Here is a 23960-nt window from a genome sequence, read left to right as displayed (position 1 = left end):
CGGGTGCGGGATCGGTCATCTACAGATAGGGCGGCTGGTTACACGGTCGGACCGAAAATCTCTATGGCGCCGTTGTTTTCGCGAACCTGCAGGTGTGGCAGCGGTGCGGGCGCGACCCGCAGCTGATGGGTGAGCACCACGCCGTCGGTGGAGAACGAGGTGGAGTGGCAGGGGCAGCGCAGCCGGTCGGCGGGCGCGTCCAGCCACAGTTTGCAGCCCTGGTGCGTGCACACCCCCGATACCGCCACCGGAATCCCGTTGGCGCGCCGCACGAATCCGCTCACGGTGCCGATATCGAAGGCGATGGTGCCGCCCTCGGGCAGATCCGCACCCGCCGCGATCGGCCGCCACGACCCGTTATTGGGCTCCAGGGTCGTCTGTGCCGCAGGCTGTTCCGGCTCCGCGGGGTTCAGCAGGGTCCGATCCACCACGGCCCCTGCGGCTCCCACGGCGGCGGCCGCTGCCGCCGCCGAGGTGCCGATCAGTATCTGCCGCCGCCGCGTCCCGGTCTCGGGCGGCGAATCCTGGTCCTCCCCATCGATTTCCGCCGCCAGCCGACGTTGCAGGCTCGCCAGGAAATCCTCGCTCGGGGTATCGCTCCCATGCCGCGCGGCGCGCAATTCGATCGCGGCCCGCATTTCCTCGGCGTCCTCGTCATCGGGCCGGAATGCCCGGGGCGGCCGCCCGGCCAGCAGCTCCTCCATATACCGCCGCACATCCCGCCCGCTCATCGCGCACCTCCCTCGTCCAGCCGCGCAGCCAGCTGTAAAGCCCGATGCTGCAACACTTTCGCATTCGCCACACTCACCCCGAGATCATTCGCCGCATCCCGCACCGACAACCCTTGCAGAAACCGCAACTCCAGGATCCGCCGATAGTTCTCCGGCAGCCGGTCCAGCACCTTGCGGGCCTGCGCCTCCGCCCGCCCGTCACCGGGGGCCTGCTGCGGTGCATCATCCACGATGTCGATATCGATGGTGGTGATCTCCCGCCCCATCCGGGCCTTCCAATATCCGGCCAGCACGGTCCGGGCCGTGGCCCGCAGATACGCCCGCACCTCGGGCACCGAAGCCTCGATCCGCAATGGCTTGAGCGCGGTGCTGAACACCTCCGCCGTCAGATCCTCCGCATCGGGCCGATTGCCGACCTTGCCGAACATGAGCGAATACACCCAGCCCACATTGTCGCGGTACAGGGACTCCCAGCCCGAGTAGTGCTCACCGTCCACGAGCCGCAACCCCCGGCCGGGCGCGCTCGGCGCACCGTCTGCCCCCCGATCGCGTCCAGCAGTCGTCCGCCGCATCATGAACAGCCACTCCCAGGCTCCGCCAACGACGCATAACCACGCCTTCCAGTAGATAGCGTCGCGGGTTACAGCGGCACCCGTTTTCCCGATTCCCGCTAGCGATCCAGCTCGGAGAGCGCGGCGAGAATGATCCGGCGCGCCTGCGGGCCGTAGACGGCGGCACTCTTGAGCGCTTCGAACATGCGCGCGTACAGCTGACATTCGGCCGGTTGCGTGACGTGAATGCTCGCGGTCGGTGTTTCGAGCGCGACCAGATCGTCATCGAATATCCAGAACCCTGCGGACGCAACGGCTTCCCGCTCGGTCATGAGCGGAATGATGCCGAGTGAGATGTTCGGCATCGACATCAGTTCGAGCAGCCGCCCGAGCTGACCGGCCTGTACGCGGGCATCCCCGAACCAGGTTCGCAGCGCCTGCTCCTCGAGTACCACCACGAACCGCTTACCGCCCCGCCGCAGTACCCGCTGCCGCTGCATGCGCACCGCGACCGCGTCATCCACATCATTCGGTGTGTCGAGGAAGCGAATCCAGAACGCCAGCATGGCCGCCGCGTACTCCGGCGTCTGAAACAGTCCGGGGATGACATTGTGTTCGTAGATGCGAAATACGTTCGTCTGCTCGTAGCGCTGCGGAGTGTGCGCGCCCACCACCCGCTTGAGTCCGGCCCGGCTTTGTCGCCTGAATTCCAGATATGCGGAATCGACCGTTCGCAGGGTGGCGACCAGATCGGCCACCTGATCCTCCGCGTGGCACACTCGGCACCAGCCGCGCAGATCCTCATCGGTCGGGGCCTGGACGCCGTTCTCGATCTTGGATATGCGCGTGTAGTGCTGATCGGTCGCGGCAGCGAGTTGTCGGGCGCTGAGTCCGGCGTCCATCCGCAACTCACGCAATCGTTCACCGAGCGCACGCCGTGCCGCCTGCGCCGAACTAGACGGGCTGGTATTCACGGTGCGGGATAGCCAACTTCCAAACCGTATCGAATGCCGTGCGGCACAGCTGGATGTCATCGGCGTCGGTCGAGAGCGAGTATCCGGTGGCCAGCCCATTCCCGGCATAGTGCAGGAACACCACGTACCGCTGGTCGAACAGGTAGAAATCGTTGCCGGGTAAGGCAATCGACGAAACCAGCACGCGGGGCACCCACCGGATGTCCTCACCGGCGTCCACCATCGGCCACGCGATGCTGTGCGACCACCGTTGGTAGTCGCTCAGCGGTTCGGACACGATGCGGGCGCGCCGCACCGAACGTTCGGCCGCGGCGTGTTCGCGCAATGTCGAACACCATCCCCGCAGCCATTCGAGGTCGTCGGATTCTCCCGCCGCCCATCGGGCGAAATGCGGCAGTTCCACCACCGTGCCGTAGGCGTCACGCGTCTCCAGGTGGATCGCCTCGTGCGCGAATTCGGCCAGCAGTCGGTCGAATTCGCGGCCGGTAATCGAGATCACCTGTCTCCCTGATCGAAGAACGGAACCAACCTGTCCGGAATCTCCACGCAGGACTCACCTTCCGGGATGCCCATCTGCGCCAGTACGGCGGGATCGGTGACCACCCAGCCCTGCACCACCCAGGAGTCGCGGTCGGTCCGATACAGCGTGGGCGAACCGGTCGGGTTGGAGTTGGGATCCTTGGCGATGAATGTAAGACGCATGACGATCCACCCGCTTCTCGAGGTTGCGAACTGTTGCGCCGAGCCACTTCATGTTTGCGCGCGGGGATCTGGCGGTCAAGCCTGTTCGTCGAGCGTCATTGACGCCCGTGGAAGCCCGCGACCGGCTGCTATCTCCCGCGGCCGAGGGTGAAAGTCATTGCGATGCCGGAAGGCTCGAAGATCGCAACTAATCGCAACAACCTTCCGGATTCGGTGCGCGGCTCTCTAGCGTGTTTCCTGCGTGTTTGCTCTGATGACAGGGGAAGTGTTATGCGGTTTCGGCCGACGGCGCTGGGGTATTTGCGGACCGATGTGTCCGGGGCTGCGCAACTGTGGGATGAGAGCCTGATTCGGCGGACCGCGGAGCGGCTCGGATACGACTTCGCCGGGATGGTGCTCTTCGATCCGCGGAGCGGGCGGCCGCCGCTGGCTCGGTTGCGGTCACTGGTGACCCGGCTCGACGCCGAAGCCGTAATCGCCCCCGCGCCAGCTCATTTCGAGGCTGGGCGAGTGCCGGAATCGCTGGTGGCGCGGGTCGATGTGATTATCGTGAGCCCCGAGCAGACGTTCGCGCGGTGGATCATTCCGCCCGACGCGCCGGTGGATATGGGAGCGCGCTGATCGGGACTGTCAGTGCGCGGGGTGCAGGAGTGTGCCGTACAGGGCGTCGTGGACAGTGCGGCCCGCCACCACGGCCCAGGCGGTGACCAGCAGCGCGAACAGCGCCACCGCGACCACGCCGAACAGGACGGCGCCGGTATGGGCGTACAGGACGGTGCTGCCGGTGACACAGGTGCCCAGGGGGAAGGTGAAACCCCACCAGGTCATGTTGAAGGACATGGACTTTCGCGCGTGCCAGGTGACGGCGATGGCCAGGCCCAGCCACAGCATGGCGAAGCCCCAGGTGGGAACACCGAACAACAGCGCGAAGACATCCAGTCCGGCGGCCTCGCGGGCGGGCAGGGCGGTGGGGGCGACGGTGGCGAGTTGGCCTGCGGCGGTGACGGATTGGCCGAGCGGGCCGAGCACGATCCAGACGGTGGCGACCATGCTCGCGGCGGGCAGGCCGTGATGCAGCAGACGCGACCAGATCATGGTGATGGTGACGAAGGCGGCGATCAGGCTCAGCCCGAACATGGCCAGGCAGGCGAACAGCAGGGTCATCCGGGGCTGCCCGGCGGGAGTGTGCGGGATGAGCAGTGCGCCGGTGGCGGCCGAAACCATGGGGGGCACCACGGGCATGAGCCAGCCGCCGAACGCGGCGTCGCCGTCGAAGCTGTGCCGGGTGATCATGCGGAAGGGGATGGCGCAGGCCGAGATCAGGCCCAGTGCGGTGCCCGCGCTCCACAGCACCCAGTCGATGGCAACGGCGGCGGACATGCCGATCAGATCGCCACCGAGTAGCAGGGTGCCCAGACCGATGGTCATCAGCGCCATGGGGGGTGCGCCGTAGAACTGCATCATGACCGGATTCGCACCGTGCGAGCGGGCGATCTCGGGGTGGCGTCGCCAGTGCGCGATCCAGGCGGCCGACAGCACCACCAGCAGTCCGGCGGCCAGCGCCCAGATCAGGGTGGCGGCCCCGCGCAGGCCCGGGAATTGCAGGGGGAGGGTGGCGGCGGCATTGGCGATAATGCCGGTGCCCATCACCACGGCGAACCAGTTGGGGGCCAGGGCGCGCAGCGCGTCGCTGGGCTGGTGTTCGACCGTATTCGCGCGCTCGGCGGTGGTGCGCGCCGGAGCGGACGCCTCCGCAGCAGCTGACTTGGCGTCGGTACCGGTGCGGAAGGTCAATGTGGTCATGCATTCAGCATCGGCGAGCATCAAACTCCCCGGTACCGCCCGCAATCCGATGGATGCATAGAACGGTTCTATGACCGATATCGGCCGGGCCTATGCCCGCACACCGTTCAGCTGACGACGGAGAACCGGCGGGTCGGTGGATTGGCGCGCAACTGCCGGACCAGGCCCAGGTCGGTCGGTTGTGCATGGTGATTGTCGAATCGCTCGAAGGCCGCCGCGAGCTCCGGCGACCAGCGCGCGAACTCCGCACGCACCGGACCCTCTGCCTCGAGTTGGGCGAGCACGCCCATGGCCGTGAGCAGGGCGCGGGCGAACGGTGTCACATACGCCGGAATCGTCATCTGCCGATGCGCGTTGCTCAGCCGCGGATCCATCACATGCCGCACCCGATGCCGCAGCCATTCGGTGGTGAACCGGAAACTGCTCTCCGCCAGCGGTTCACTGACCACCGCGATGCCCTCGGCGATGGCCGCCACATCGTAGGCCCGATTCGGCTCGACGAATCCGTGCCGCCGCAGTGCCACATCGAGATCGGCGATGGTCCCGTTCAACGCCGAATCGACCAGTTCACCGACCAATTCGGTGAACCCGTCCTGCGGCCAGGACACACAGGCCCCGAAATCGACCACGCCGAGCCGCCCGTCCGGCAGCACCCGGAAATTCCCGGGATGCGGATCGCAGTACAGCAGTCCGGTGCGCACCCAGGACGAGAGCAGGAAGCGCAGAATCAGCATCCCGACCCGGCTGCGCTCCTGCGGCGCACCGGATTCGATGATCCGGGTGACCGGCGTCCCGTGCAGCCATTCGCTGACCACCACATTGCCGCGCTGCGTAATCACCTTGGGCACAACGATATCCGGGTCATCGGCGAAGACTTCGGCGAAGATTCGCTGATGTTCGGCCTCGGCGGCGTAATCGAGTTCGCCCGCCACACTGGTGCAGATGGCCTCGGTCACCGCGGGCACATCGGCCCCCGGTGCGAAGACGGTGGCCAGAATGGACAGTCGCCGCAGCTGTTCCAGATCCCCGAGCACCGCCTGATGCGCGCCCGGGTACATGACCTTCACCGCGACCTGGCGGCCGTCCCGCCACACCGCGCGATGCACCTGCCCGATCGAGGCACCGGCGGCGCGCCGGTCATCGAATTCCAGGAAGTTCCACCGCCAGCTCTCGCCCAGTTCGTCCGCCATGGCGGCGTGCACGGTCGCGGGCAGCATGGCGGGTGCGGAATCCTGTAGCTGCGCCAGCGCGGTCCGGTACGGTTCCGCCAATTCCGGCGGCAGTGCCAGTTCATACAGTGCGAGCAGCTGCCCGAGTTTGGTCGCGCAACCCTTCAACTCGCCCAGCACCTCGAAAATGTGCTGCGCCGTGCGCATCTGGATGTCCTGATTGACCTCGGCCGCGGATTTGCCCCGGGCGCGTTTGGCGACCCCGGCCGCCTGGCGACCGGCGTACGCGATGGGCAGCGACGCGATTTTGGCATTGCGAACCGCGGTCCGAACCGGCGGCGTGCCGCCGGTACCCCTTGAACGACTGCTGGTTCGCCGCTCCGTCATATGCTCACCTCATTGTGTGCGCGGCGCGCGACTGTCGAGGTGCGCGCACGTGCAGTTTGGCACATAGCAGCATAAACTGTCTGGGACGTATCCGATAGTTGTCGAAAGGTGACAGGATGGGTGCCCAGACGGTCGTCGCCGATGTCGCCGACGAACTCGCTCGCCGGGTCGCCACGGGGGTGTACGCACCGGGTGATCTGATGCCTTCGGTCCGCCAGGTCGCCGATGAGTTCGAGATGAACCGGGCCACCGCGCAATTGGTGTTGGGCAGGCTGGAGTCCTACGGTTTCGTCGATGCGCACCGGGGCCGCGGTTTCACCGTGCGGGATGTGCGGCACACCGGTGGCCTGGACGTCTACCGGCGCTTGTTCCGGCTCTCCATGCACGAACCGGAGCTGGCGGCCGATATCTTCCGCAATATCGTTGCCACCGAACGGGTCATCGTGCTCGAGGCGCTGCTCGACTACACCGAGGCGGAGAGCGAGCTCGATCCGAGCCTGCTGCGCGCGGCGATCGACGAGCTCGAAATCGAGGCGCGCGCCGACGATCCCGATGCGGTTCGCATGCTGGAGATCGAGATCGGCCTGGTCCGTGACCTGCTCACCGAACTCGGCCACAGTATGCAACGCGCCGTGTTGAATTCGGTCGGCGAGATGCTGTTCGAGGTGCCCGAGGCGGTGCAGGCGTACTTCGCGGCATCGGCGGATCTGCACGTGCTGGTCTGGCGCGCGTTGCTGGCGGTGTGGGAGTCCGGCAGCGGTCCGTCCGAGGCGCAGCTGGCGCTGTTCGAGGATCTGTTCGCGATGTTCCACGAGAAGGTGGTCGCGCATTTCGAGGAACTGGTCGGCCTGGCTGCCGAGAGCGCCGAAAGCACTGCGCGGCACGCCGTTTGACCAACCGTCTGAGACAATCTAATCTTCGATTCGTGCCCCCGGGCACATTGCTATCTCACTCGCGCAAGCGTGTACCGGCGATACGAATCGAGGCACCCGATGGCGGGCAAGAGAAGAACCGGTCTGGCACGATCGGCCAAGATCGCGGCACTGCCGATGGGCATCGTGGCCCGGCGCATGACCGCCACCGGTAAGGCGATCATGACCGGCGCCGACCGCGGGGCCATCGACGAGGCCCTGATCGAGAAGGCCGCCGACGAGGTCTTCCGGGTCCTGGGCGAACTCAAGGGCGGCGCGATGAAACTGGGCCAGGCGCTCAGCGTCGCCGAGGCCGCGGTACCGCCGCGGTTCGCCGACCGGTATCGAGAAGCGCTGGCGCGCCTGCAGAATCAGGCTCCGCCCATGCCGACCGCCCAGGCGCACCGCATGCTGGACGAACAATTGGGCACCCGCTGGCGCGAACGCTTCACCAGCTTCGAGGACGCCCCGGTGGCCGCGGCCAGTATCGGGCAGGTGCATCGTGCCGTCTGGCGGGACGGGCGCACGGTCGCGGTGAAGATCCAGTACCCGGGCGCGGATGTCGCGCTCATGTCCGATCTCAAACTGCTGCAGATGCTTTCGGGCACCTTCGGCGTCTTCATGCCGGGCGTGGATGTGAAGGCGCTGATCGAGGAATTCGTCTCGCGCACCGCCGATGAGCTCGACTATCGCATCGAGGCCGATCATCAGCGGCGTTTCGCCAAGGCGTATGCCGATGATCCGAACTTCTTCATACCCCGGGTGATCGCGAGCGCGCCGAAGGTCATGATCACCGAGTGGATGGATGCCGTCCCGCTGTCGAAGATCATCGCCGAGGGCACCGCGGCGCAGCGTGATCGCGCCGGTCAGTTGCTGGTCGAATTCGGTTTGAGCTCACCGAAACTCGTCGGTCACCTGCACTGCGATCCGCATCCGGGCAATTATCAGCTGCTCGCGGACGGGCGTCTGGGCATCATCGATTTCGGTGCGACCATCGCACTGCCGGACGGTCTGCCGCCGGTGGTCGGCGAACTGGCCCGCCTGGCCGTCGCCGAGGATTACGACGCCCTGCTGGCCGCATTGCACACCAACGGTTTCGTGCGCCCCGGTCATCATCTGGACGCCGATCCGATCCTGCGCGTGGTGGCGCCGGTGGTCGCCGAATTCCAGGGTGAGCGCCTGCGCATCACCAGGGAACTGCTGCAGGGACATATGTTGCGCGCCATGGACATGCGGAATCTGTCGATGAACAACACCGTGGCCGTCCGCACCCCGCCCGAATTGCCGGATCTGGTAATGCTCGGCCGGGTACTGGCAGGCATCATCGCCGTCTGCGCCCAACTCGACGCCGAGGGGCCGTATCTCGGACTGGTCGAACGCTGGCTGCCGGGCTACGTCATCGAGGGTGAAGCGGCCTGAGCCGGCCTCAGGCTCCGACCAGCGCGCTCACCGTGACCAGCGCGGCGATCACGGTGAGCGCCATGGCTACCACGATCACCAGGTTTCTGCGGGTGGGCGGTTCGGTCGGGGTGGACGGACGTTCTTCCATGCTTCATCTCCTCAGTGGAATGGGCGGCGGTGGCGGATCATCGTATTCCGGTGGTTCCCAATAGGTTTGCAGACCCGGTCGCTGCGGCATGAGTTCGGCCGCCTCGCGGGCGATGCCGACGAATCCGGGATGGTCGATGACGAAGCGCACCGCGCGTTCCACCTCGGGTCCGGTGCCCGCCCGCATGAGCGCCCGGGTGAAGTTGGGGAAGGCGCGGGTGAACAGGTGAATCAGCCGTGATTCCAGGCGTAATGGCAGCATGGCGCGGTTGGCGGCGGCGGCCTCGACGATCTTGCGCCCGGCCTTGTCCGGATGCATGCCGAGCAGGGTCATCCCCTTCACCACGATCTGCCGGGTGATGGCGACCTGTTCGGTGCTGAGGGTGGCCAGGGAGGCGGTGGCCGCCAGATTGGTGGCGATCAGCCCGGGGCAGACCACGGTGACTCCAATACCGAGCGGTGCCATTTCAACTCGGAGCGTATCGCTCAGATGCTTCACCCCCGCGGCGGTGAAGGCGTAGGGAGTGCCCAGTCGCATGGCCGCGAAGGCCGCGACCGAGGAGATGTTCACCAGTTGCCCGCCGGCGCCGCGTTCGGCCATCTGCGCGCCGAAGAGGCGGCATCCGTGTACGACGGCGGTCAGATTCACATCCACGATTCGTTGCAGGTCGGCCGGTCGGATGTCGAAGAATGGTCCGCCGACCACTATTCCGGCATTGTTGACCACCACATCGGGTACGCCGTGCGCGGCGCGCACGTACTCGGCCAGACCTTCCATGGAGACCGGATCGGCCACGTCGAGGGCATAGGGCAGGGCTTGCCCACCGTAGGAATGGATCAGTGCCGCAGTATCTTTCGCGGTGGCGAAATTGATATCGGCGACGATGACGGTGGCCCCGCGGTCGGCCAGGGCCTTGGCGGTGCCGCGGCCGATACCGCTGCCCGCACCGGTCACCACGGCGAGCCGCGGCTGGAAGGATTTCATCTGCTGGTCCCGCTCCTGCGCTGGAAGTTGAAGTGTACACTGTCTGGGACAGTAAATGAATCTGAACGCAGCGCCGCAGCCGCGGAATCAGGGGACCACACATGACAGGGTTCGAGCACCAGATCGTCGTGATCACCGGTGCGGGCAGCGGCATCGGACGCGCGGTGGCGCAACGTTTCGCGCGTAAGAAGGCCATGGTCGTCGTCGCCGATGTCGACAAGGCGTGCGCGGTGCGGACCGTGGAGTCCATCGAGGCGTTCGGTGGTGACGCGACGCCGTACGCGGTCGATGTGGCCGATGCGATCGCCATGGAATCCTTCGCCGAGGATGTCCAGACCGAATTCGGCACGCCCCGGGTACTGGTCAACAGTGCCGGATACACCACGGCCGGGCCATTTCTGGAGCACACGCTCGAGGAGTGGGAGCGGCTGCTCGGGGTGAACGTCTGGGGACTGGTGCACGGCTGCACCCACTTCGGCAGGCAGATGGTGGAATCCGGGCGCGGCGGGCGCATCATCAATGTCACCTCGGTGGCGGCCTTCACCCCGATTCCGCTCAGCGCCCCGTACTGCGCCACCCGCGCCGCGGCCCAAATGCTCACCGAGGGACTGCGATTGGAGTTCGCGGGCACCGGCGTGGGTGTCACGGCGGTCTGCCCGGCCCCGGAGCCGACCGAGGACATCGCGCGCACCATCGTCCGGGTGGCCGCCCGCAATCCGGCGGTGGTGCCGACGCCCTTCGAGGCGCGGGCGCAATATCTGGGCAGCCGGGTCTCGCCCGCCGGTGCGCGCCTGGCCGCGCGAATCGGCAAGCGGGACAGTACGACCGGGCTGCGCTCCCGATTCCTCCGCCGTGCGGTGCTGTCCCGCATCGACGACTATCTGGCGCGCAAGCTGGAGCCCTAGCGACGTGACGCCGGTCCTCGCGGTGCGCGGCCCCGCACGGCGTCACCGGCGCGCACGGCGGCCGTGACGGTGGCGCGGACGCTGCGCATCCGGTAGATCTGCCAGAGTCCGAAGAGCGCGGCGAGACCGGCCGGAATCAGCATCAGGGTCGAGGTGGTGAGCAGCGCGGCCCAGTGCGGCATCCAGTTCGCCAGCAGTTCGGTGAGGAACCGGAAGAAGTAGACGATGCCGTAGGCGGCCGCGACGACGGCGAAACCCAATGCGGCCAAGGCGATTACGCCGCGCGCCAACTCGGCGAGCGCGAACTTGCCCGCGCGATACAGTGTGGGCCCGGCCCAGGCGGTGAATTCGGCGAGCAGCAGCCGCAGGATCCGCTCGGGTTCGCTCGGTCGCGCCGCGATCGCTGTGCGGTAACTGGTTTGGTCGCCCGCCATCTGCGGCCCCCTCGAATCAGCATCCTCATCGGCGACCGCCGGTCGCCCGAACTGTCGCATCCTAACACGGTCGGCTAGATTGTCTCAGACGGCGAATTTCCCTCAGGAGGGTGAACGGAATGGCCAAAGTGCTCTCGGCCCGGACGACCACGGCGCGGCTGCCGCTACTACCGCGCCCCTGGACCGCGGACGATATTCCCGACCTGACCGGTAAGACCGCGGTGGTCACCGGCGCGAACAGCGGACTCGGCCTGCGCACCGCCGAGGCGCTGGCCGCCAAGGGCGCGCAGGTGATCATGGCCTGCCGCAATGAACTCAAAGCCGCCACCGCGCTGGAATCGGTGGCCGCCGCCGCGACGGGCCCGAAACCCGAAGTGCTGCCGCTGGATCTGGCCGATCTGACCTCGATCCGCCGCGCCGCCGACCATCTCGATGTGCGCGAGGGCGCCATCGACATCCTGGTGAACAATGCCGGGGTCATGGCGTTGCCGCGCAATGTTCGCACCGCCGAGGGTTTCGACGCGCAGTTCGGCACCAATCATCTCGGCCACTACGCGCTCACCGGATTGTTGCTCCCCGCACTGCTGCGCGCGCCCGCACCGCGCGTGGTGACGGTGTCCTCCATCGCGGCCTGGGGCGGGGTCATCAATTGGCCGGACCCCAATTGGCGTGTGGTGTACATGCGCTGGCTCGCGTACAGCCAATCCAAACTCGCCAATCTGCTCTTCACCGCGGAACTGGACCGGCGCGCCAGCGGCACCGCGCTGACCGCCGTGGCCGCCCACCCGGGTCTGTCCGCCACGAATCTCTACGACTCCGGCGCGGAGAAGGGCGTATCGGCCCGGCTCGCCGCGCTCCAGCAGCAGGCGCTGGTCGCCATGGCGCAGTCCGATCGCATGGGCGCGCTGCCCCAGCTCTACGCCGCCACCATGCCCGGCCTGCCCGGTAACGCCTACCTCGGTCCCGGTCTGGAGACCTTCGGGTATCCGCGCCGCACCCTGCGGAATCCGCTCGCCTACAGCCGAACCCAGGCCCGCGCGCTCTGGCGACTGAGCGAGAAGTTGACCGGCGTCACCTACCCCTGGCCCGCCTGACCACGGTTCACCGTATTGGGCGGCCGCCACGAGATCATTCGACCACCCGGCGCACACCATCCCGCCGTGCGAGAATTCGGCTGCTGTTTACCGGCTTACCCCGAAAATGCGTGAGGAGATGCTTGTGAGCTCGAGGCTGTGGATGGGTGTACCCGTCGCGGTAATGGCGGTGGCGCCGGTGTTCGCCGTGGTCGGGGCCGCCCCGGCGCAGGCGAGTCCGCACGGACCCGGTGTGGCGTACGACTATTCGTGCACCGGTCAGGACTACGCGGGCGCGCAATTGCCGACGGTGACCGTCACCGCGCGCCAGGGTGTGCGGGCGGCCAAGGGACAGGCGCAGACCTCGTGGCGCGGGGTGGCGAAGTTCTCGACCATCGAGTGCACGCCGCTCTGATGTGCTGAGTACCGGACTTCGGGGAGTCCGGACCGCCGTGCTCAGATGGCGCGGCGGTGATTGAGATAGGCGAAAGACCCCAGGCCGAGCGGGATTTGGAACCAGAAGGTCAGCAGGCGGAAGCCCAGTGCCGCGCCGACCGCGACCCCGCCGGTCAGGCCCGCGATGGCGGTCAGGCCCGCGGCCAGGGTCACCTCCTTGGCGGCCACGCCGCTGGGGGAGGGCAGTAGCGGTGCGAGCGCGACCGTCACCAGCTGCACCACGAAGGTGTCCGCGAAACTGAGATTCGCGCCCACCGCGTGCAGCACCGCCCACAGCGCGACCACCATGAGCAGCGGCTGCGCCAGTGCGCAGAGCCACAACAGGGCGGCCCGGCGCGGGCGCAAGGCGGTGGCGGCGACCGACTTCCAGGCGAATTCGGCATCGGTGCGCCCGGTGCGGGCGCGATGCAGCAGTCCGCGCCAGCCACCCCGGCCCGTGAGCCAGCGGCGCAGCGCGATGGTCGCGACAGTGCCCAGCGCACCGGTGACGAGCACCGCGATGCCGACGATCAGCGTTGTATGCCAGGCGTTTCCGGTCGCGCCGTGCCACCAGGCGGCGGTGCGCGCGCCCAGATCGTGCCAGGGCGGCTGCCCCTTGGTGCGGTCGATCAGGCTGGGGGTGGCCAGGATCGCCACGATCACCAGCGGTATGCGTACCACCAGCGCGGCGAAACCGAACAGGGTCATCGAGGCGACGGCGGCGCTGTGGCTCAGTCCCTCGCGGCGCAGGAAGCGCAGCCGGATGAGCAGTGAGGCCGCCGGGATGAGCCCGATGGCGGGCACCGCGAGTTGCAGTGCGAACAACCGGGCCGAAGAGGGTTGTGCGGGAATCGAACCGCGCAGCATCCACACCGAGGTGGGCCAGAGTCCGAGCGTGGCGACCAGCGCCACCGCCAGCCAGCGCGGATCGGCGGCGAGCAGCGCGCGCATACCCGCGGCGACCGTCTCGTGCTGCCAGAGCGCGGCGGCGACGACCACCACCGCGCAGATAACGGTCGGGAGCGCCTTTCTCGCGGTAGCGGGAATGGCCAGAGCCATCGGCTCTCCTCGTGATGTCGACGATGCCGTAATCGTGCTGTGAATCGCAGATCCGATGCTCGACATTAACGCGCCGGAGAAGGGAGCGACCCGCAATCCGGCACATGAGTGGGCACTGCCGGACCGTGCTGATCGTAGCGGGTCGCTCCCGGGACACCGGTGATCCTCCGGTGGGGTACGCATCGAAGGATCGTGGGTCGCGCTCAGCCTAAACGTGTCTGGGACAATGTGCAATCAATTGTCAGGCGCCGGCGAGGATTTCGGTGACGGCCGCGGATCGGAAGAACGGTTCCACTCGCTGCCGCACCAGTCCGGCCAGTACGCCATCGGCTTTGGCCAGATCGATAATGGGCGGTGCGTAGCGGACGAATTCATCGCGGAGCAATTCCGGCGTCAATCCGACCTCCTGCCACAGGCCCGCCACCGTGTAATCGCCGTAGTGGTTCAGCAGGATATCGGTGGCGTCGCCGACCAGTTCGGTCAGATATTCGTGATTCTCGACCGTGGTGACCAGATCGAAGATCGCCCCGATCAGCGCGCGCAGCTCCTCCAATTCGATGAATTCCCGCAGATCGCTGACCGGTTCACCGGCGAACAGGTCGTAGACCTCCATGGCGGCATCGGTCAGCGGGGTCTCCTTGATGACGGTCAGGATCGCGTGATTGGTGCGCTTGACCGCGAATTGCGCCGCCGCCGCGCCCGCTTCGCCCAGGCGCTCCCCGAAGGCTTTGTCGCTCGCGCTGAGCACCCGCCCGACCGTCCGATCACCCAGGGAGAGAGCGGATTTCACCACCGGTATCCGCTCCGCCCGGCTGCGCGCGGCATCGGCCGCGCCCGAGACGATGCGATTGACGAAGGTGGCGGCCACGGTGCCGACCAGCGGGCTCTGCGCGAAACGGTCCAGGCCGCGCTCGAACATGGTGTGCATACCGAGCACGGTGGCGACCAGCCGGACCACGCCGTCGCGATCGACGACATCGCCGAGCCGGAATTCGTCATTCGCCGCCAATTCGTAGATGGCGTCCGCCAGCGCCTCGAACAGATTCCGGTTCAGCGCACTGCTGTTGAGCAGTTCGATGATCGAGAGCGCGGTTTGCTGCACCGAGGCGCGCTCGAGTATCTCGCCGACCTTCATGGTCTCCGCGACCTCGAAGGCATCGCGCAGAATCGAATCCGAATGCGCCACCAGGGTTTCGCCGCTGACCTGATCCAGTATGTAGGCGACCGCCGCGTCGAGCAGTAGCTCCGCCGTGTCCTGTGCCATTGAACAATCCCCATTCCCGCCCGTATGCGGCGGCCTTGTGCGCTGTCGAATCGGATTGTCTCAGACGGTGATTCGCACCGCAAAAGGAAGCGGGGCACGGGCTAGCGTCCGGCGGCCCGATCCCGCCGCGCGCGAATCTGATCCTGTCGAGCGGTCTGGTCATCGAACTGGCGCTGTGTCAGCGCGGTCACCTGATACGTGAACACGACCTGACCGTCCCCGCAGTCCCGGATCAGGTGCAGTACACCGCCACCGCCGACGGTGAATCCGGGCTCGTTGACGACGATTCGGCGATCCCAGTCCAAGGGCGTGGTGCAGACGTAGACCAGGTCGACCGTGCCCGCCGCCGAATCCTCGTTGTAGCAGCTCACTTCCAGGATTCGACCGTTCTTGTGGCTGGCGGAGCAGTCGATCTCCGCCGCCCTCGGTTGTGCCATGCTCTGCCCGGTCGGCACCGCCAGCAGCAGCCCACCCGTCAGCACGGCCGTCATCGCATGCCTCATACCGCCATCTCCTGGCTCGGGTTCGGTCGGACCGGCTCGGCGGCGGCCCCGTGCTCGGCCAGGCCGATGCGCTCGTGCAATCGCTTCGCCCAGGCGGGCGCCCACCAGCAGCGATCGCCGAGCAGCGCCATGATCGCGGGCACCAACAGCAGGCGAATAACGGTGGCGTCCAGGATGAGCGCCACGATCATGCCGTAGGCGATGTACTTCATCAGCACCAGATCCGAGAGCCCGAACGCGCCGGTGACCACGATCAGCACCAGGGCCGCCGCGGTGATGATGCCGCCGGTGTGCGCGGTGCCGTATCGAATGGATTCGGTGGTGGACGTGCCGCGCTCGCGCGCCTCGGCCATGCGCGACATCAGGAAGATCTCGTAGTCGGTGGACAGCCCGAAGATGATCGCGATGATGACCACCAGTACCGGGAAGCTGAGCGGTTGCGGGGTGAAGTTCAGCAGGGTCGCGCCGTGGCCGAGGTAGAACACGAAGGACAGGAAGCCGAGGGTCGCGGTCAGGCTCAGCGCGCTCACCACTATTGCCTTGAGCGGGAGTACGAAGGATCCGAAGGCCAGGAACATCATGACGAACGAGGCCAGCACCAGAATGGCAAGCAGCCAGGGCAGCCGGTCGATCACGCCGTGGATCGAATCCCGTTCCAGCACCGGCAGACCCGTCACGTACATGGTCACCCCGGGCGGCGGTGTGATGCCCCGCAGTCCGGCGATCACGGCGTCGGCGTCACTCGGATCGATCAGGCCCGAGGTGTAGACCTTGACGTTCGCGCCGTCCTTGGCGACGCCATTGGAGAACGGCTTCTCGAAATCCGCGGTGCGCCCGGGCACCCGATTCGCCGCCGCGACGATCGCGGTGAGCGTCGCCCGATCCGCGCCCTCGATCACCAGTTTGATCGGCGATACCCGTTCGGTCGGGAAGATGGCGTCGAAACTCTGCTGCGCGGAACGGATTTCATTGCCCGGTGGGAGATACTTCTCGCTCAGCCCGGCGTATTGGGCATGCAGGAACGGCAGCATCAGTCCGAGCAACACCAGCATGATCGGATAGGCCAGCACGGCGGGTCGCCGCATCGCCCAGGTGGCCAATCGCGACCAGAACGAGGCGTCGATCTGCGCGGTGGTTCTGGTACGCGACAAGCGCCGCGGTCCGAACGCATCCACGCGCTTGCCGAGCACGCCGAGCAGGGCCGGTAGCACCGTAATCGACAGCAGCGCAGCCAGAATGACGGCGGTCAGCGCCCCGAGTGCGACCGAGCGCAGGAATGTCATCGGGAAGATGAGCACCCCGGCCACGCACACCACGATGATGGTCGCCGAGAACATGATCGTCCGCCCCGCCGTCGAAACCGCCATGCGCACAGCGGCTTCGGCGGATCTACCCTGTGCGATCTCCTCCCGGAACCTGCTCACCATGAACAATCCGTAGTCGATCGCCAGCCCCAGCCCGATCAATGAGATGACCGCATCGGCGAATTGGTGCACCGGCATGAACAGCGTGAGCAGCTTCATCACGCCCCAGGCCCCCGCGATGGTGAGCCCGCCGATGATGAGCGGCAGTGCCGCCGCGACCGCGCCGCCGAAGACGAAGAACAGCACGATCGCGACCAATGGCAGTGCGATCAGATGCATGCGCGCGATATCGGCCTGCATGGTCAGGCCGACCGCGTCGGCCACCGCCACCCGCCCGGCGATCCGCACCTGGAGTCCGGGAATCGCGAGTTCGTCCTTGATCCGATGGTAGAAGTCGACGCTGTCCTGATCGCCGGTGCCCTGTAGCCCGATACTCAGGAAGGCCCGCGTCTTGGATTCGTCGATGAAGCGCGTCTTGCCCAGACTGCCGTTCCAGTAGCCGCTGACATCCTTGATCTGAGTTCGATAGTCGTTCAACAACTTCCGGGTCAGATCCCGGCCCGCGGCCTCGAGATCCGGATCGGTGATATGTCTGCCAGGCGGTGCGGTGTACAGCGCGATGACATCGCCGTCGAAATCGCGGCCGAAGGTGTCATCGGCCAATTCGGTGCCCGCCACCGATTCGCTGGAATCGTCGAAGAAGCCCTTGGCGGTCAGCCGATCCTGGTATCCGAACCCGTACAGCCCCGAAATCCCCATCAGCACAACGAATATCGCGGTCACGGTGTATCGAGCGTGGTAAGTCCAGCGCCCCAGCCATCCGAACACGAGTGGATCTCCCCTCCGGTGCTCGCGCTCAGGAGGCGCAGGCGGGTGACTTGTAATCGGTCTGGGCCAGGATTCCGCAGATCTCGCTGACCGGAATCTTCCACTCGCCGTTGGCCGGCGACAGATTCAGCGGTGCGGAGCGGCGATTGCCATTGCCGTCCTTGTCCAGCCAGAACTCGGCCTCGAGCACATCGCCGTTGAGTACCACCGAACCGGGCACCACACCGAATTTCGCATTCGGGTTCTCGGACATGGCCTTCTGCAATTCGGGCAGGTCATTGCGGAATTTCTCACCGCCCGCCACGATCGAGAGCCGTTGATCGTCGGTGACCTGACGGCCTTTGCCGAACAGGTCCTGCAGGCGGGTGTCGAGCTGATCCGCGGTGAGTGGATCCGGGATCTTGCCCTTGGCGGTGGTGGCGGCCGTGCCGGTGGGCGCGACGGTAATGGTGACATCGCTGCTGCGCACGTTTCCGGAACCGCATCCGGAAAGTGTCACGGACAGTGCGAACAGAATCACCGCCAGTGAGTTTGCCTTTGCCATAGTGATTTTCATGTCCCCTCCACTGTGACCGTGCTCGCATCTTGCACTTCGATGCGTCGTGAGTCACAGTATGCTAACAACTGTCTCAGTCGGTAGTGATGATTTTGTGAGGAGGGGCCCGTGGGCAGATTGCGCAGGCCGCGCGAATCGGCAGTCGCATATGCCTCGGGCTTGATGGTGGCGGCGGTGCTCATCGCCGCCGGAAGCGGTGCGGCACTGTGGTTCCGGAGCCATCTGGGCGCACCGCCGCCGATCGTCGTGGTGGCCGGAACCACGCCGGTGACCACCACCTCGACCGTGCCCGGCACGCGCGCGGTGACCACCACGCCCAAGTCAGTCGCACCGCCCGAGGCGATTCCACCGCAGCTCCCCGATGCCGCCGCCTATACCGCGGCACCGTCGAGCGCACTGCCGAACTTCGTCAATCGCAGTGCCGATCACTACGGCTGGTACAGCGGTGACGGCGTCTCCGCGCGCTGCGACGAGTGGACCCGGGCCACCGCGGTGGGCAGTACGGCGGGCACGCTGTTCGTGGTGTGCGGATCTCTGTTCAAGGCATTCGAATTGGCGACCGGTACGCCGATTCGCCTCGGGGTCGTCGCACGCTCGGGTGGCTGGTCCGGTTCCGGTCCCGGCATATCCATCGATCTGACCCAGAGTGTGCTCACCATTGTGCGCGACGGCGGAAATCCCGCTGTCCAGCCGATGGTCGAGTGGTGGATGCCGTAGCGCGCCACCGAATTTCGCAAATCGCGGACAGCGTGGTCCGTTCTGACTATATTGTCTCAGACGGTGGCGGGGAGGTTTCACCTATGCGGACTGTGCAAAGTGCGGAGCAGGCGGACGAAGAGGAATCGGTGCCGGAACCCTCATTCCGGGAATCGGTTCCACCCGTACTGCGACCCGTAGTGAATTTGGTGCTGTGGGCGTGGAATACGCTGCTCGGCTCGATCGGCACCTTCGGCAGACTGGTGCTGCTGGCCGTGGATTCGGGTTACGGCCTGGTGCGCGACGTGCTCAAACTCAATCATCCCTGGCGCGAAACCCTCACCCAGGCGTGGTTCATGATGAGCGTGGCTGGCTGGCCCGCCATCCTCATCTCGGTACCGCTCGGCGCGATCATCCAGATTCAAGCCGGATCGCTCGCCGCGCAGGTTGGGGCCACCTCGCAAGCCGGAGCCGCGGGTGGCCTCGGCGTGATTCGGCAAGCGGCGCCGATGATTTCGGGAATTCTCATGGGCGGTGCGGTGGGGGCCGCGGTCGCCGCCGATCTGGGTGCGCGCAAGATTCGCGAGGAGATCGACGCGATTCGCACCCTGGGTATCAATCCCAATCACCGCCTGGTCGCGCCGCGGCTCGCGGCGATGTTCATCGTCGGCCCGCTGATGTGCATTCTCGTGGTGTTCGTCGGCATGTCGACCATCTACATGATGACCTTGATTCAGGGCGGTGTGCCCGGGGCCTTCTTCAATTCCTTCGCGGCCTTCGCCAGTACCACCGATCTCATCATCGCGATTATCAAAACAGTCATTTTCGGAATTCTCGTGGTGCTGGTGGCGAGCCAGCGCGGATTCGAGGCCTCCGGCGGTCCCAAGGGTGTGGCCGATTGCGTCAATGCCACCGTCGTGCTCGGCGTCATGACCACATTCGCGGCGAATGTGCTCATCACCCAGCTGCTGACGATCTGGTTTCCGGAGAATTTGGGGATCTGAATGGTGCTTCCGTCGAAATACCGTGCACTGGGCGAACGTTCGTTCCGCCGCGCGGGCGATACCCTCACCCCGATCGTGGGCCTGGGACATCAATTCGCGTTCGCCTTTCACGTGCTCAAGGCCGTTCCGCGCACCCTGCATCGGTATCGCCGTCAGATCGGCGTGGTCTTCATGGATATCGGCTGGGGCAACGGCCGGGTCATCGTGGGCGGCGGCACCGTCGGGGTGGTGCTCTTCATGGGCATGATGTCCGGCGCGGTCATCGGCATCGAGGCGTTCCGGCTGCTGGATATGCTGGCCATGGGGCCGCTCACCGGTTTCATCTCCTCGTTCGCGAACACCCGTGAACTCGCACCGCTCATCGCCGCCATTGCCTTTGCGGCACAGGCGGGTTGCCGCATCACCGCCGAAATCGGTTCCATGCGAATCTCGGAGGAGATCGACGCGCTGGAAGCCACCGCGGTGGAACCGATTCCCTTCGTCGTCACCACCCGGGTCATCGCCGGAGTGCTGATCGTCGTGCCGGTGTACCTGGCGTCGCTGGCGGCGAGCTACTTCGCGACGGCCTTCTTCATCAAGGTGGTGCACGGTCAGGCGGGCGGCACCTACGACCACTACTTCCAGGCGTTCCTGAACCCGAAGGACATCTTCCTATCGCTGTTCAAGGCAATCGTTTTCGTCGTCGTGGTCATCCTGGTGCACTCCTACTACGGCTTCTACGCCTCGGGCGGACCGGAGGGCGTCGGGGTCGCCTCCGGGCGGGCCATTCGCGCCAGCCTGGTGCTCATCATCGTGCTGGATCTGATGCTCACCACGGCGCTGTGGGGCATGTTCGTCAGCGATATTCGAATTACGGGATAGTCCATGGGAACAGCTAGGTTTCAGGCCATCAACGGCCGCGGTCCCAAGACCTGGCAGCTACTGCTCACCGGACTGGTGGGCGGTGCGGTGCTGGTCGTGATCTCACTCCTCTTCACCACCTACATCAAGGGCGGATTCACCCCGGCCTTCACCGTCAATATCGAGGCCCAGCAGGTCGGCGAGGGCATTGTCGAGGGCTCGGACGTGAAGATGGACGGGCTGCGCATCGGCCAGGTCGCGCAGATCGAAAGTCGCGGTGCGGAAAGCCAATTCGTGAAACTGTCGGTGACCCCGGAGAACGCGAAGTTCCTCGCCGACAATGTGCGAGCCCGGTTCGTCTCCTCCAATTCGCTCGGCATGACCGCGCTCGAGCTGTACTACCTCGGCCCGCGCGGTAAACCGCTGCGCGACGGCGCGACCATCACACTGCCGAAGGATTCGCAGACGGTCACCGTCACCTCGGTGGTCCGGCTCGTGGGCGATGAGATCAGCAAGGTCGATTCCGGTCCGGTCGGGCGGATCGGGAGCGTGCTCGATTTCGACGGCAGCGCCGAGGGCATCGGCAAGATGATCGCCACCGCCATCGATATCGGACGCATCAAGGTCGGCGATGACATTCTCATCGGCGTCGATCCGCGGCCGGCGCTGCGCGATGCCGCAAGCGGCACAAAGGATCTGACGAATGTGGCACGCGGTGCGCTGGAGATCTTCCGGGCGCAGTCCGACCGCCTGGCCTTCCTGACCGAGCGGCACGAGGACCTCGAGGCGATCTCCAGTTTCATCGGGAAGGTGATCGGCGATCTCATCAGGATCTTCCCGCAGCCGGGTCTCACCCAGGTCATCGACGCCGTTGTCAGCGTGCTGAGCCCGATTTCCAATGCCGCGGGCGGGCTCACCAGCTTCTATACCCGGCTTCCGCAATTACTCGATCAGGTCGACAGGGCCTTCGTCGCCAATCCGGATGGGACGGTCTCACTTCAGGTGCAACTCTTGCTCGCCGGGCTGCCGTATCTCGGTGGCGACCCGAAGGTGGTGGCGGCCGGTCCGCAGACCGTGCCCGCCGGGCCGTCGCTCATTCCGGGCCTGCCGCAGATTCCCGGACTGCCGATTCCGCCGGGTCTATTCGGCACGCCGGCTCCGGGCGGTGATCGATGAAATCGGTTCGCTCGGCGAGCATTCGGCTCATCATCGTCGGACTGGTGATCGCGGTCATGGGGGCGATGATCTGGACCGCATTGCAGACACCGGTCAAAGCGCAGGTGCACAGTTATGCCGCGCACATCTCCGATGTCTCCGGGCTCAAGAAGGGGTCCGATGTGCGGATGGCGGGGGTGCAGGTCGGCAAGGTCACCGATATCGCGCTCGACGGCACGGTCGCCTACGTGGAATTCACCGTCGCCGACGGACAGCAGGTGTACGACAACACCGAGGTCGCCGTGCTGTTCGCCTCCCTCGTCGGTGATCGGTATCTGGCGGTGCAGCAGAAAGTCGCGCCCGGCAACAGGATTGCGCCGGGCTCGCTGATTCCCATCGCGCGCACGCACGGATCCTTCGATATCTCGGAGCTTTTCGATGCGGTCCGGCCGATCTTCGACACCCTGTCCTCCGGTTCGGTCGACAAATTCCTGGAGAACCTGCTGCTGGTGGTGTCCGGTGACGGGCGCGGGCTGGGACCGGTCATGGACAGCCTGAACCAGGTCATCGCGGTGGCGGCCGATCAGGAACCGGTGGTGACGTTGCTCGCGGACAATCTGTCCGGACTGCTGAATCGCTTCGCGGGCCAATCGCCCAAAATCGACTCGATGATCGACCAGGTGCTCGATGTGGTCGATCAGCTCTACGCCCGGCTGGACACCCTGAAAAGCCTGATAGACCGCGCTATTCCGGGCCTGAACGCGGCGGTGCCGCTGCTCGACCGGTTCGCCGGGATCTACTACGACAATTTTCCGGGTATGGATCGGCTCTACAACACCCTGCTCGGGCCGGACATGGTCAGCTTCATCCGGCAGACGCTGGCCGCGGTACCGCTCGCGGCGCAGACGCTCAACAGCCTGACGCTGGAACCGACATCGGGGGACACCTGGAGTTGCCTGAGCGGGCTGCCGATTCCGGCCACCATCCTCATGGGCATCGATCGAATGGCGGGCTGCAAATGAATCGGCCATCCCTCCCGGCGGCGCTGACGCGACTGTCCGTACCGCGAATCAGGCTGCCGCGCTTGATCGTTCGCAGTGCCGACGCGCAGTCCAAGTTCGAATTCCGGATCGGCGTCGCCGCCATTCTGGTGACGGTCGGCGCGCTCGTCGCCGCCGTCGGAGCCTTCGTGATTCCCTTCGGGGAGACCGTGTATCGCGCGGAGTTCAAGAGTTCCGGTGATGTGCGCAGCGGTGACGATGTCCGCGTCGCGGGCATCTCACTGGGCAAGGTGCGCTCGGTGACCCTGGTCGGCGATCACGCCGAGATCGCCTTCGGCCTGGACAGCAAGGTGCGGGTCGGCCTCGATACCCGGATCGCGGTCAAACTGCTCACCCCGATCGGCGGGCGATACGTCTCGGTGGAACCGGCCGGACCGGGCACCGCGGCGGGCAAGATCATTCCGCGCGAGCACACCCGCACGCCCTACGATCTGACCGCCGCCATGGAGGAGGTCACGCCCTCGCTGGCCGCCCTGGACGTCGGCAAACTGCGCGAGACCATCGCCAAACTCTCCGGCGCCTTCGAACAGCAACCCCAGGCGCTCAACGGCATTCTGAACAACGTCAACAAGCTGTCGGCCATTGTCGTACAGCGGCGCACCGAATTCTCCCGGGCTCTGGACGTGGCCAAGGAATACCTCGAAACGCTGATGAACAAGGTGGATCGCCTCCAGCTCGCGGGGACGCATCTGCTCGACCTGTACCGGGTGGTCGCGGCCAACCGGGACGGGCTGGTGAATCTGGTGGCACAGATCCGGCGGGCCTTCGACCTCGTCACGCCGGTGTTCGGATTCGCGAACGATCAACTGGGACCGGCCCTCGAACCGCTCTACGACTCCATCGACAAGAGCGTCGCGGACCTGGTGCACAACAAGGACGCGCTCGCGGGGATGAACCAGAACCTGGCGCGACTGCTGGAGTGGTTCGCCAAGAACAGCGACAACCCGTACGTCCGCGTCGACCAGTCGGGGGCCACCATCACCGATACGCCGCTGTGCCCGGCCGGAAAGCCGGGGTGCTGA

Annotated in this window: 27 protein-coding genes; 12 read left to right on the top strand and 15 right to left on the bottom strand. The window is 66.1% G+C overall.

Annotated features, from left to right (window positions below; translation table 11 throughout):
* Positions 1 to 38: 38 nt before the first annotated feature.
* The 5 genes from ACFC0O_RS06150 to ACFC0O_RS06130 form a co-directional block, all read right to left on the bottom strand.
* Complete coding sequence (locus ACFC0O_RS06150; RefSeq protein ID WP_375954272.1) at positions 39 to 731, bottom strand: ubiquinol-cytochrome c reductase iron-sulfur subunit; 693 nt, start codon at positions 729 to 731, stop codon at positions 39 to 41.
* On the bottom strand, positions 728 to 1303 hold the full coding sequence (locus ACFC0O_RS06145; RefSeq protein WP_375955983.1) for an RNA polymerase sigma factor: 576 nt from the start codon (positions 1301 to 1303) through the stop codon (positions 728 to 730). Before ACFC0O_RS06145 ends, ACFC0O_RS06150 begins: the two co-directional genes overlap by 4 nt.
* 98 nt (positions 1304 to 1401) lie before the next feature.
* Positions 1402 to 2316 carry a helix-turn-helix domain-containing protein gene (locus ACFC0O_RS06140; RefSeq protein WP_375954270.1) on the bottom strand — a complete coding sequence of 305 codons (915 nt, stop codon included), beginning with the start codon at positions 2314 to 2316 and terminating at the stop codon, positions 1402 to 1404.
* Positions 2237 to 2755 carry a DUF6879 family protein gene (locus ACFC0O_RS06135; protein ID WP_375954268.1) on the bottom strand — a complete coding sequence of 173 codons (519 nt, stop codon included), beginning with the start codon at positions 2753 to 2755 and terminating at the stop codon, positions 2237 to 2239. Before ACFC0O_RS06135 ends, ACFC0O_RS06140 begins: the two co-directional genes overlap by 80 nt.
* Complete coding sequence (locus ACFC0O_RS06130; RefSeq protein ID WP_364631319.1) at positions 2752 to 2958, bottom strand: hypothetical protein; 207 nt, start codon at positions 2956 to 2958, stop codon at positions 2752 to 2754. The genes ACFC0O_RS06135 and ACFC0O_RS06130 overlap by 4 nt, the downstream gene beginning before the upstream one ends.
* Positions 2959 to 3228: 270 nt before the next feature.
* Here ACFC0O_RS06130 and ACFC0O_RS06125 point away from each other — a divergent pair, with 270 nt between their 5' ends.
* On the top strand, positions 3229 to 3579 hold the full coding sequence (locus ACFC0O_RS06125; protein ID WP_375954266.1) for a hypothetical protein: 351 nt from the start codon (positions 3229 to 3231) through the stop codon (positions 3577 to 3579).
* 9 nt (positions 3580 to 3588) lie between these two features.
* Here the strand turns inward: ACFC0O_RS06125 and ACFC0O_RS06120 are convergent, their stop codons facing one another.
* Positions 3589 to 4761, bottom strand: coding sequence for a TDT family transporter (locus ACFC0O_RS06120; RefSeq protein ID WP_375954264.1), 1173 nt, complete (start codon positions 4759 to 4761; stop codon positions 3589 to 3591).
* 107 nt (positions 4762 to 4868) lie between these two features.
* Positions 4869 to 6317 carry an AarF/ABC1/UbiB kinase family protein gene (locus ACFC0O_RS06115; protein WP_364631326.1) on the bottom strand — a complete coding sequence of 483 codons (1449 nt, stop codon included), beginning with the start codon at positions 6315 to 6317 and terminating at the stop codon, positions 4869 to 4871.
* Positions 6318 to 6433: 116 nt separating this feature from the next.
* Between ACFC0O_RS06115 and ACFC0O_RS06110 the strand changes: the two genes are divergently transcribed.
* Together ACFC0O_RS06110 and ACFC0O_RS06105 are read left to right on the top strand one after the other, a co-directional pair.
* Positions 6434 to 7210, top strand: a complete 777-nt coding sequence (locus ACFC0O_RS06110; protein ID WP_375954262.1) for a GntR family transcriptional regulator — start codon at positions 6434 to 6436, stop codon at positions 7208 to 7210.
* A gap of 99 nt (positions 7211 to 7309) precedes the next feature.
* Positions 7310 to 8647, top strand: a complete 1338-nt coding sequence (locus ACFC0O_RS06105) for an ABC1 kinase family protein (protein WP_375954260.1) — start codon at positions 7310 to 7312, stop codon at positions 8645 to 8647.
* Between the two features lie 7 nt (positions 8648 to 8654).
* Here the strand turns inward: ACFC0O_RS06105 and ACFC0O_RS06100 are convergent, their stop codons facing one another.
* Together ACFC0O_RS06100 and ACFC0O_RS06095 are read right to left on the bottom strand one after the other, a co-directional pair.
* Positions 8655 to 8777 (bottom strand): hypothetical protein, encoded by a 123-nt coding sequence (locus ACFC0O_RS06100; protein WP_375954258.1) that lies wholly within the window; start codon positions 8775 to 8777, stop codon positions 8655 to 8657.
* A 3-nt stretch (positions 8778 to 8780) separates the two neighbouring features.
* A complete protein-coding gene (locus ACFC0O_RS06095) occupies positions 8781 to 9761 on the bottom strand; it encodes an SDR family NAD(P)-dependent oxidoreductase (RefSeq protein ID WP_375954256.1) in 981 nt (326 codons plus the stop codon).
* Between the two features lie 101 nt (positions 9762 to 9862).
* On the opposite strand from ACFC0O_RS06095, the gene ACFC0O_RS06090 reads away from it, so the two are divergent.
* On the top strand, positions 9863 to 10666 hold the full coding sequence (locus ACFC0O_RS06090; RefSeq protein ID WP_375954254.1) for an SDR family NAD(P)-dependent oxidoreductase: 804 nt from the start codon (positions 9863 to 9865) through the stop codon (positions 10664 to 10666).
* Here ACFC0O_RS06090 and ACFC0O_RS06085 read toward each other — a convergent pair.
* Complete coding sequence (locus ACFC0O_RS06085; protein ID WP_375954252.1) at positions 10663 to 11100, bottom strand: phage holin family protein; 438 nt, start codon at positions 11098 to 11100, stop codon at positions 10663 to 10665. The two genes, ACFC0O_RS06090 and ACFC0O_RS06085, sit on opposite strands and share 4 nt — an antisense overlap.
* A gap of 119 nt (positions 11101 to 11219) precedes the next feature.
* Here ACFC0O_RS06085 and ACFC0O_RS06080 point away from each other — a divergent pair, with 119 nt between their 5' ends.
* Positions 11220 to 12194, top strand: coding sequence for an oxidoreductase (locus tag ACFC0O_RS06080; protein ID WP_375954250.1), 975 nt, complete (start codon positions 11220 to 11222; stop codon positions 12192 to 12194).
* A gap of 124 nt (positions 12195 to 12318) precedes the next feature.
* The gene (locus ACFC0O_RS06075; RefSeq protein ID WP_375954248.1) at positions 12319 to 12588 is read left to right on the top strand and encodes a hypothetical protein; all 270 of its coding nucleotides are present in this window, start codon (positions 12319 to 12321) and stop codon (positions 12586 to 12588) included.
* A 41-nt stretch (positions 12589 to 12629) separates the two neighbouring features.
* On the opposite strand, the gene ACFC0O_RS06070 is transcribed toward ACFC0O_RS06075, so the two are convergent.
* From ACFC0O_RS06070 to ACFC0O_RS06050, 5 genes are all read right to left on the bottom strand, one after another.
* Positions 12630 to 13667, bottom strand: a complete 1038-nt coding sequence (locus ACFC0O_RS06070) for a YbhN family protein (protein ID WP_375954246.1) — start codon at positions 13665 to 13667, stop codon at positions 12630 to 12632.
* A 241-nt stretch (positions 13668 to 13908) separates the two neighbouring features.
* Positions 13909 to 14931 (bottom strand): hypothetical protein, encoded by a 1023-nt coding sequence (locus ACFC0O_RS06065; protein ID WP_375954244.1) that lies wholly within the window; start codon positions 14929 to 14931, stop codon positions 13909 to 13911.
* A gap of 101 nt (positions 14932 to 15032) precedes the next feature.
* Positions 15033 to 15434 carry a hypothetical protein gene (locus ACFC0O_RS06060; protein WP_375954242.1) on the bottom strand — a complete coding sequence of 134 codons (402 nt, stop codon included), beginning with the start codon at positions 15432 to 15434 and terminating at the stop codon, positions 15033 to 15035.
* Positions 15431 to 17581, bottom strand: a complete 2151-nt coding sequence (locus ACFC0O_RS06055; protein WP_375954241.1) for an MMPL family transporter — start codon at positions 17579 to 17581, stop codon at positions 15431 to 15433. Before ACFC0O_RS06055 ends, ACFC0O_RS06060 begins: the two co-directional genes overlap by 4 nt.
* Before the next feature lie 73 nt (positions 17582 to 17654).
* Entirely contained in the window at positions 17655 to 18182 is a 528-nt protein-coding gene (locus ACFC0O_RS06050; RefSeq protein ID WP_375954240.1) for a hypothetical protein, read from the bottom strand.
* A 108-nt stretch (positions 18183 to 18290) separates the two neighbouring features.
* Between ACFC0O_RS06050 and ACFC0O_RS06045 the strand changes: the two genes are divergently transcribed.
* From ACFC0O_RS06045 to ACFC0O_RS06020, 6 genes are all read left to right on the top strand, one after another.
* On the top strand, positions 18291 to 18899 hold the full coding sequence (locus tag ACFC0O_RS06045) for a hypothetical protein (RefSeq protein WP_375954238.1): 609 nt from the start codon (positions 18291 to 18293) through the stop codon (positions 18897 to 18899).
* Between the two features lie 83 nt (positions 18900 to 18982).
* Positions 18983 to 19882: an MlaE family ABC transporter permease gene (locus ACFC0O_RS06040; protein ID WP_375954236.1), complete on the top strand. Its 900-nt coding sequence runs from the start codon at positions 18983 to 18985 to the stop codon at positions 19880 to 19882.
* The gene (locus tag ACFC0O_RS06035; protein ID WP_375954234.1) at positions 19883 to 20743 is read left to right on the top strand and encodes an ABC transporter permease; all 861 of its coding nucleotides are present in this window, start codon (positions 19883 to 19885) and stop codon (positions 20741 to 20743) included.
* A gap of 3 nt (positions 20744 to 20746) precedes the next feature.
* Positions 20747 to 21898, top strand: a complete 1152-nt coding sequence (locus tag ACFC0O_RS06030; protein ID WP_375954232.1) for an MlaD family protein — start codon at positions 20747 to 20749, stop codon at positions 21896 to 21898.
* Positions 21895 to 22899: an MlaD family protein gene (locus ACFC0O_RS06025; protein WP_375954231.1), complete on the top strand. Its 1005-nt coding sequence runs from the start codon at positions 21895 to 21897 to the stop codon at positions 22897 to 22899. The genes ACFC0O_RS06030 and ACFC0O_RS06025 overlap by 4 nt, the downstream gene beginning before the upstream one ends.
* A gap of 62 nt (positions 22900 to 22961) precedes the next feature.
* On the top strand, positions 22962 to 23960 hold the full coding sequence (locus ACFC0O_RS06020; RefSeq protein WP_375954229.1) for an MCE family protein: 999 nt from the start codon (positions 22962 to 22964) through the stop codon (positions 23958 to 23960).

Origin of the sequence: Nocardia sp. NPDC056100 (assembly GCF_042266325.1) — a bacterium.
Lineage (GTDB): Bacteria > Actinomycetota > Actinomycetes > Mycobacteriales > Mycobacteriaceae > Nocardia.
This window is presented reverse-complemented; position numbering and strand designations above follow the sequence as displayed.

Coding starts and splice junctions, on each gene's coding strand:
- ACFC0O_RS06150 (WP_375954272.1), bottom strand. CDS start 731: ATGAGCGGGCGGGATGTGCGGCGGTATATGGAGGAGCTGCTGGCCGGG.
- ACFC0O_RS06145 (WP_375955983.1), bottom strand. CDS start 1,303: ATGCGGCGGACGACTGCTGGACGCGATCGGGGGGCAGACGGTGCGCCG.
- ACFC0O_RS06140 (WP_375954270.1), bottom strand. CDS start 2,316: ATGACATCCAGCTGTGCCGCACGGCATTCGATACGGTTTGGAAGTTGG.
- ACFC0O_RS06130 (WP_364631319.1), bottom strand. CDS start 2,958: ATGCGTCTTACATTCATCGCCAAGGATCCCAACTCCAACCCGACCGGT.
- ACFC0O_RS06125 (WP_375954266.1), top strand. CDS start 3,229: ATGCGGTTTCGGCCGACGGCGCTGGGGTATTTGCGGACCGATGTGTCC.
- ACFC0O_RS06120 (WP_375954264.1), bottom strand. CDS start 4,761: ATGACCACATTGACCTTCCGCACCGGTACCGACGCCAAGTCAGCTGCT.
- ACFC0O_RS06115 (WP_364631326.1), bottom strand. CDS start 6,317: ATGACGGAGCGGCGAACCAGCAGTCGTTCAAGGGGTACCGGCGGCACG.
- ACFC0O_RS06110 (WP_375954262.1), top strand. CDS start 6,434: ATGGGTGCCCAGACGGTCGTCGCCGATGTCGCCGACGAACTCGCTCGC.
- ACFC0O_RS06105 (WP_375954260.1), top strand. CDS start 7,310: ATGGCGGGCAAGAGAAGAACCGGTCTGGCACGATCGGCCAAGATCGCG.
- ACFC0O_RS06100 (WP_375954258.1), bottom strand. CDS start 8,777: ATGGAAGAACGTCCGTCCACCCCGACCGAACCGCCCACCCGCAGAAAC.
- ACFC0O_RS06095 (WP_375954256.1), bottom strand. CDS start 9,761: ATGAAATCCTTCCAGCCGCGGCTCGCCGTGGTGACCGGTGCGGGCAGC.
- ACFC0O_RS06090 (WP_375954254.1), top strand. CDS start 9,863: ATGACAGGGTTCGAGCACCAGATCGTCGTGATCACCGGTGCGGGCAGC.
- ACFC0O_RS06085 (WP_375954252.1), bottom strand. CDS start 11,100: ATGGCGGGCGACCAAACCAGTTACCGCACAGCGATCGCGGCGCGACCG.
- ACFC0O_RS06080 (WP_375954250.1), top strand. CDS start 11,220: ATGGCCAAAGTGCTCTCGGCCCGGACGACCACGGCGCGGCTGCCGCTA.
- ACFC0O_RS06070 (WP_375954246.1), bottom strand. CDS start 13,667: ATGGCTCTGGCCATTCCCGCTACCGCGAGAAAGGCGCTCCCGACCGTT.
- ACFC0O_RS06065 (WP_375954244.1), bottom strand. CDS start 14,931: ATGGCACAGGACACGGCGGAGCTACTGCTCGACGCGGCGGTCGCCTAC.
- ACFC0O_RS06060 (WP_375954242.1), bottom strand. CDS start 15,434: ATGAGGCATGCGATGACGGCCGTGCTGACGGGTGGGCTGCTGCTGGCG.
- ACFC0O_RS06050 (WP_375954240.1), bottom strand. CDS start 18,182: ATGAAAATCACTATGGCAAAGGCAAACTCACTGGCGGTGATTCTGTTC.
- ACFC0O_RS06040 (WP_375954236.1), top strand. CDS start 18,983: ATGCGGACTGTGCAAAGTGCGGAGCAGGCGGACGAAGAGGAATCGGTG.
- ACFC0O_RS06035 (WP_375954234.1), top strand. CDS start 19,883: ATGGTGCTTCCGTCGAAATACCGTGCACTGGGCGAACGTTCGTTCCGC.
- ACFC0O_RS06030 (WP_375954232.1), top strand. CDS start 20,747: ATGGGAACAGCTAGGTTTCAGGCCATCAACGGCCGCGGTCCCAAGACC.
- ACFC0O_RS06025 (WP_375954231.1), top strand. CDS start 21,895: ATGAAATCGGTTCGCTCGGCGAGCATTCGGCTCATCATCGTCGGACTG.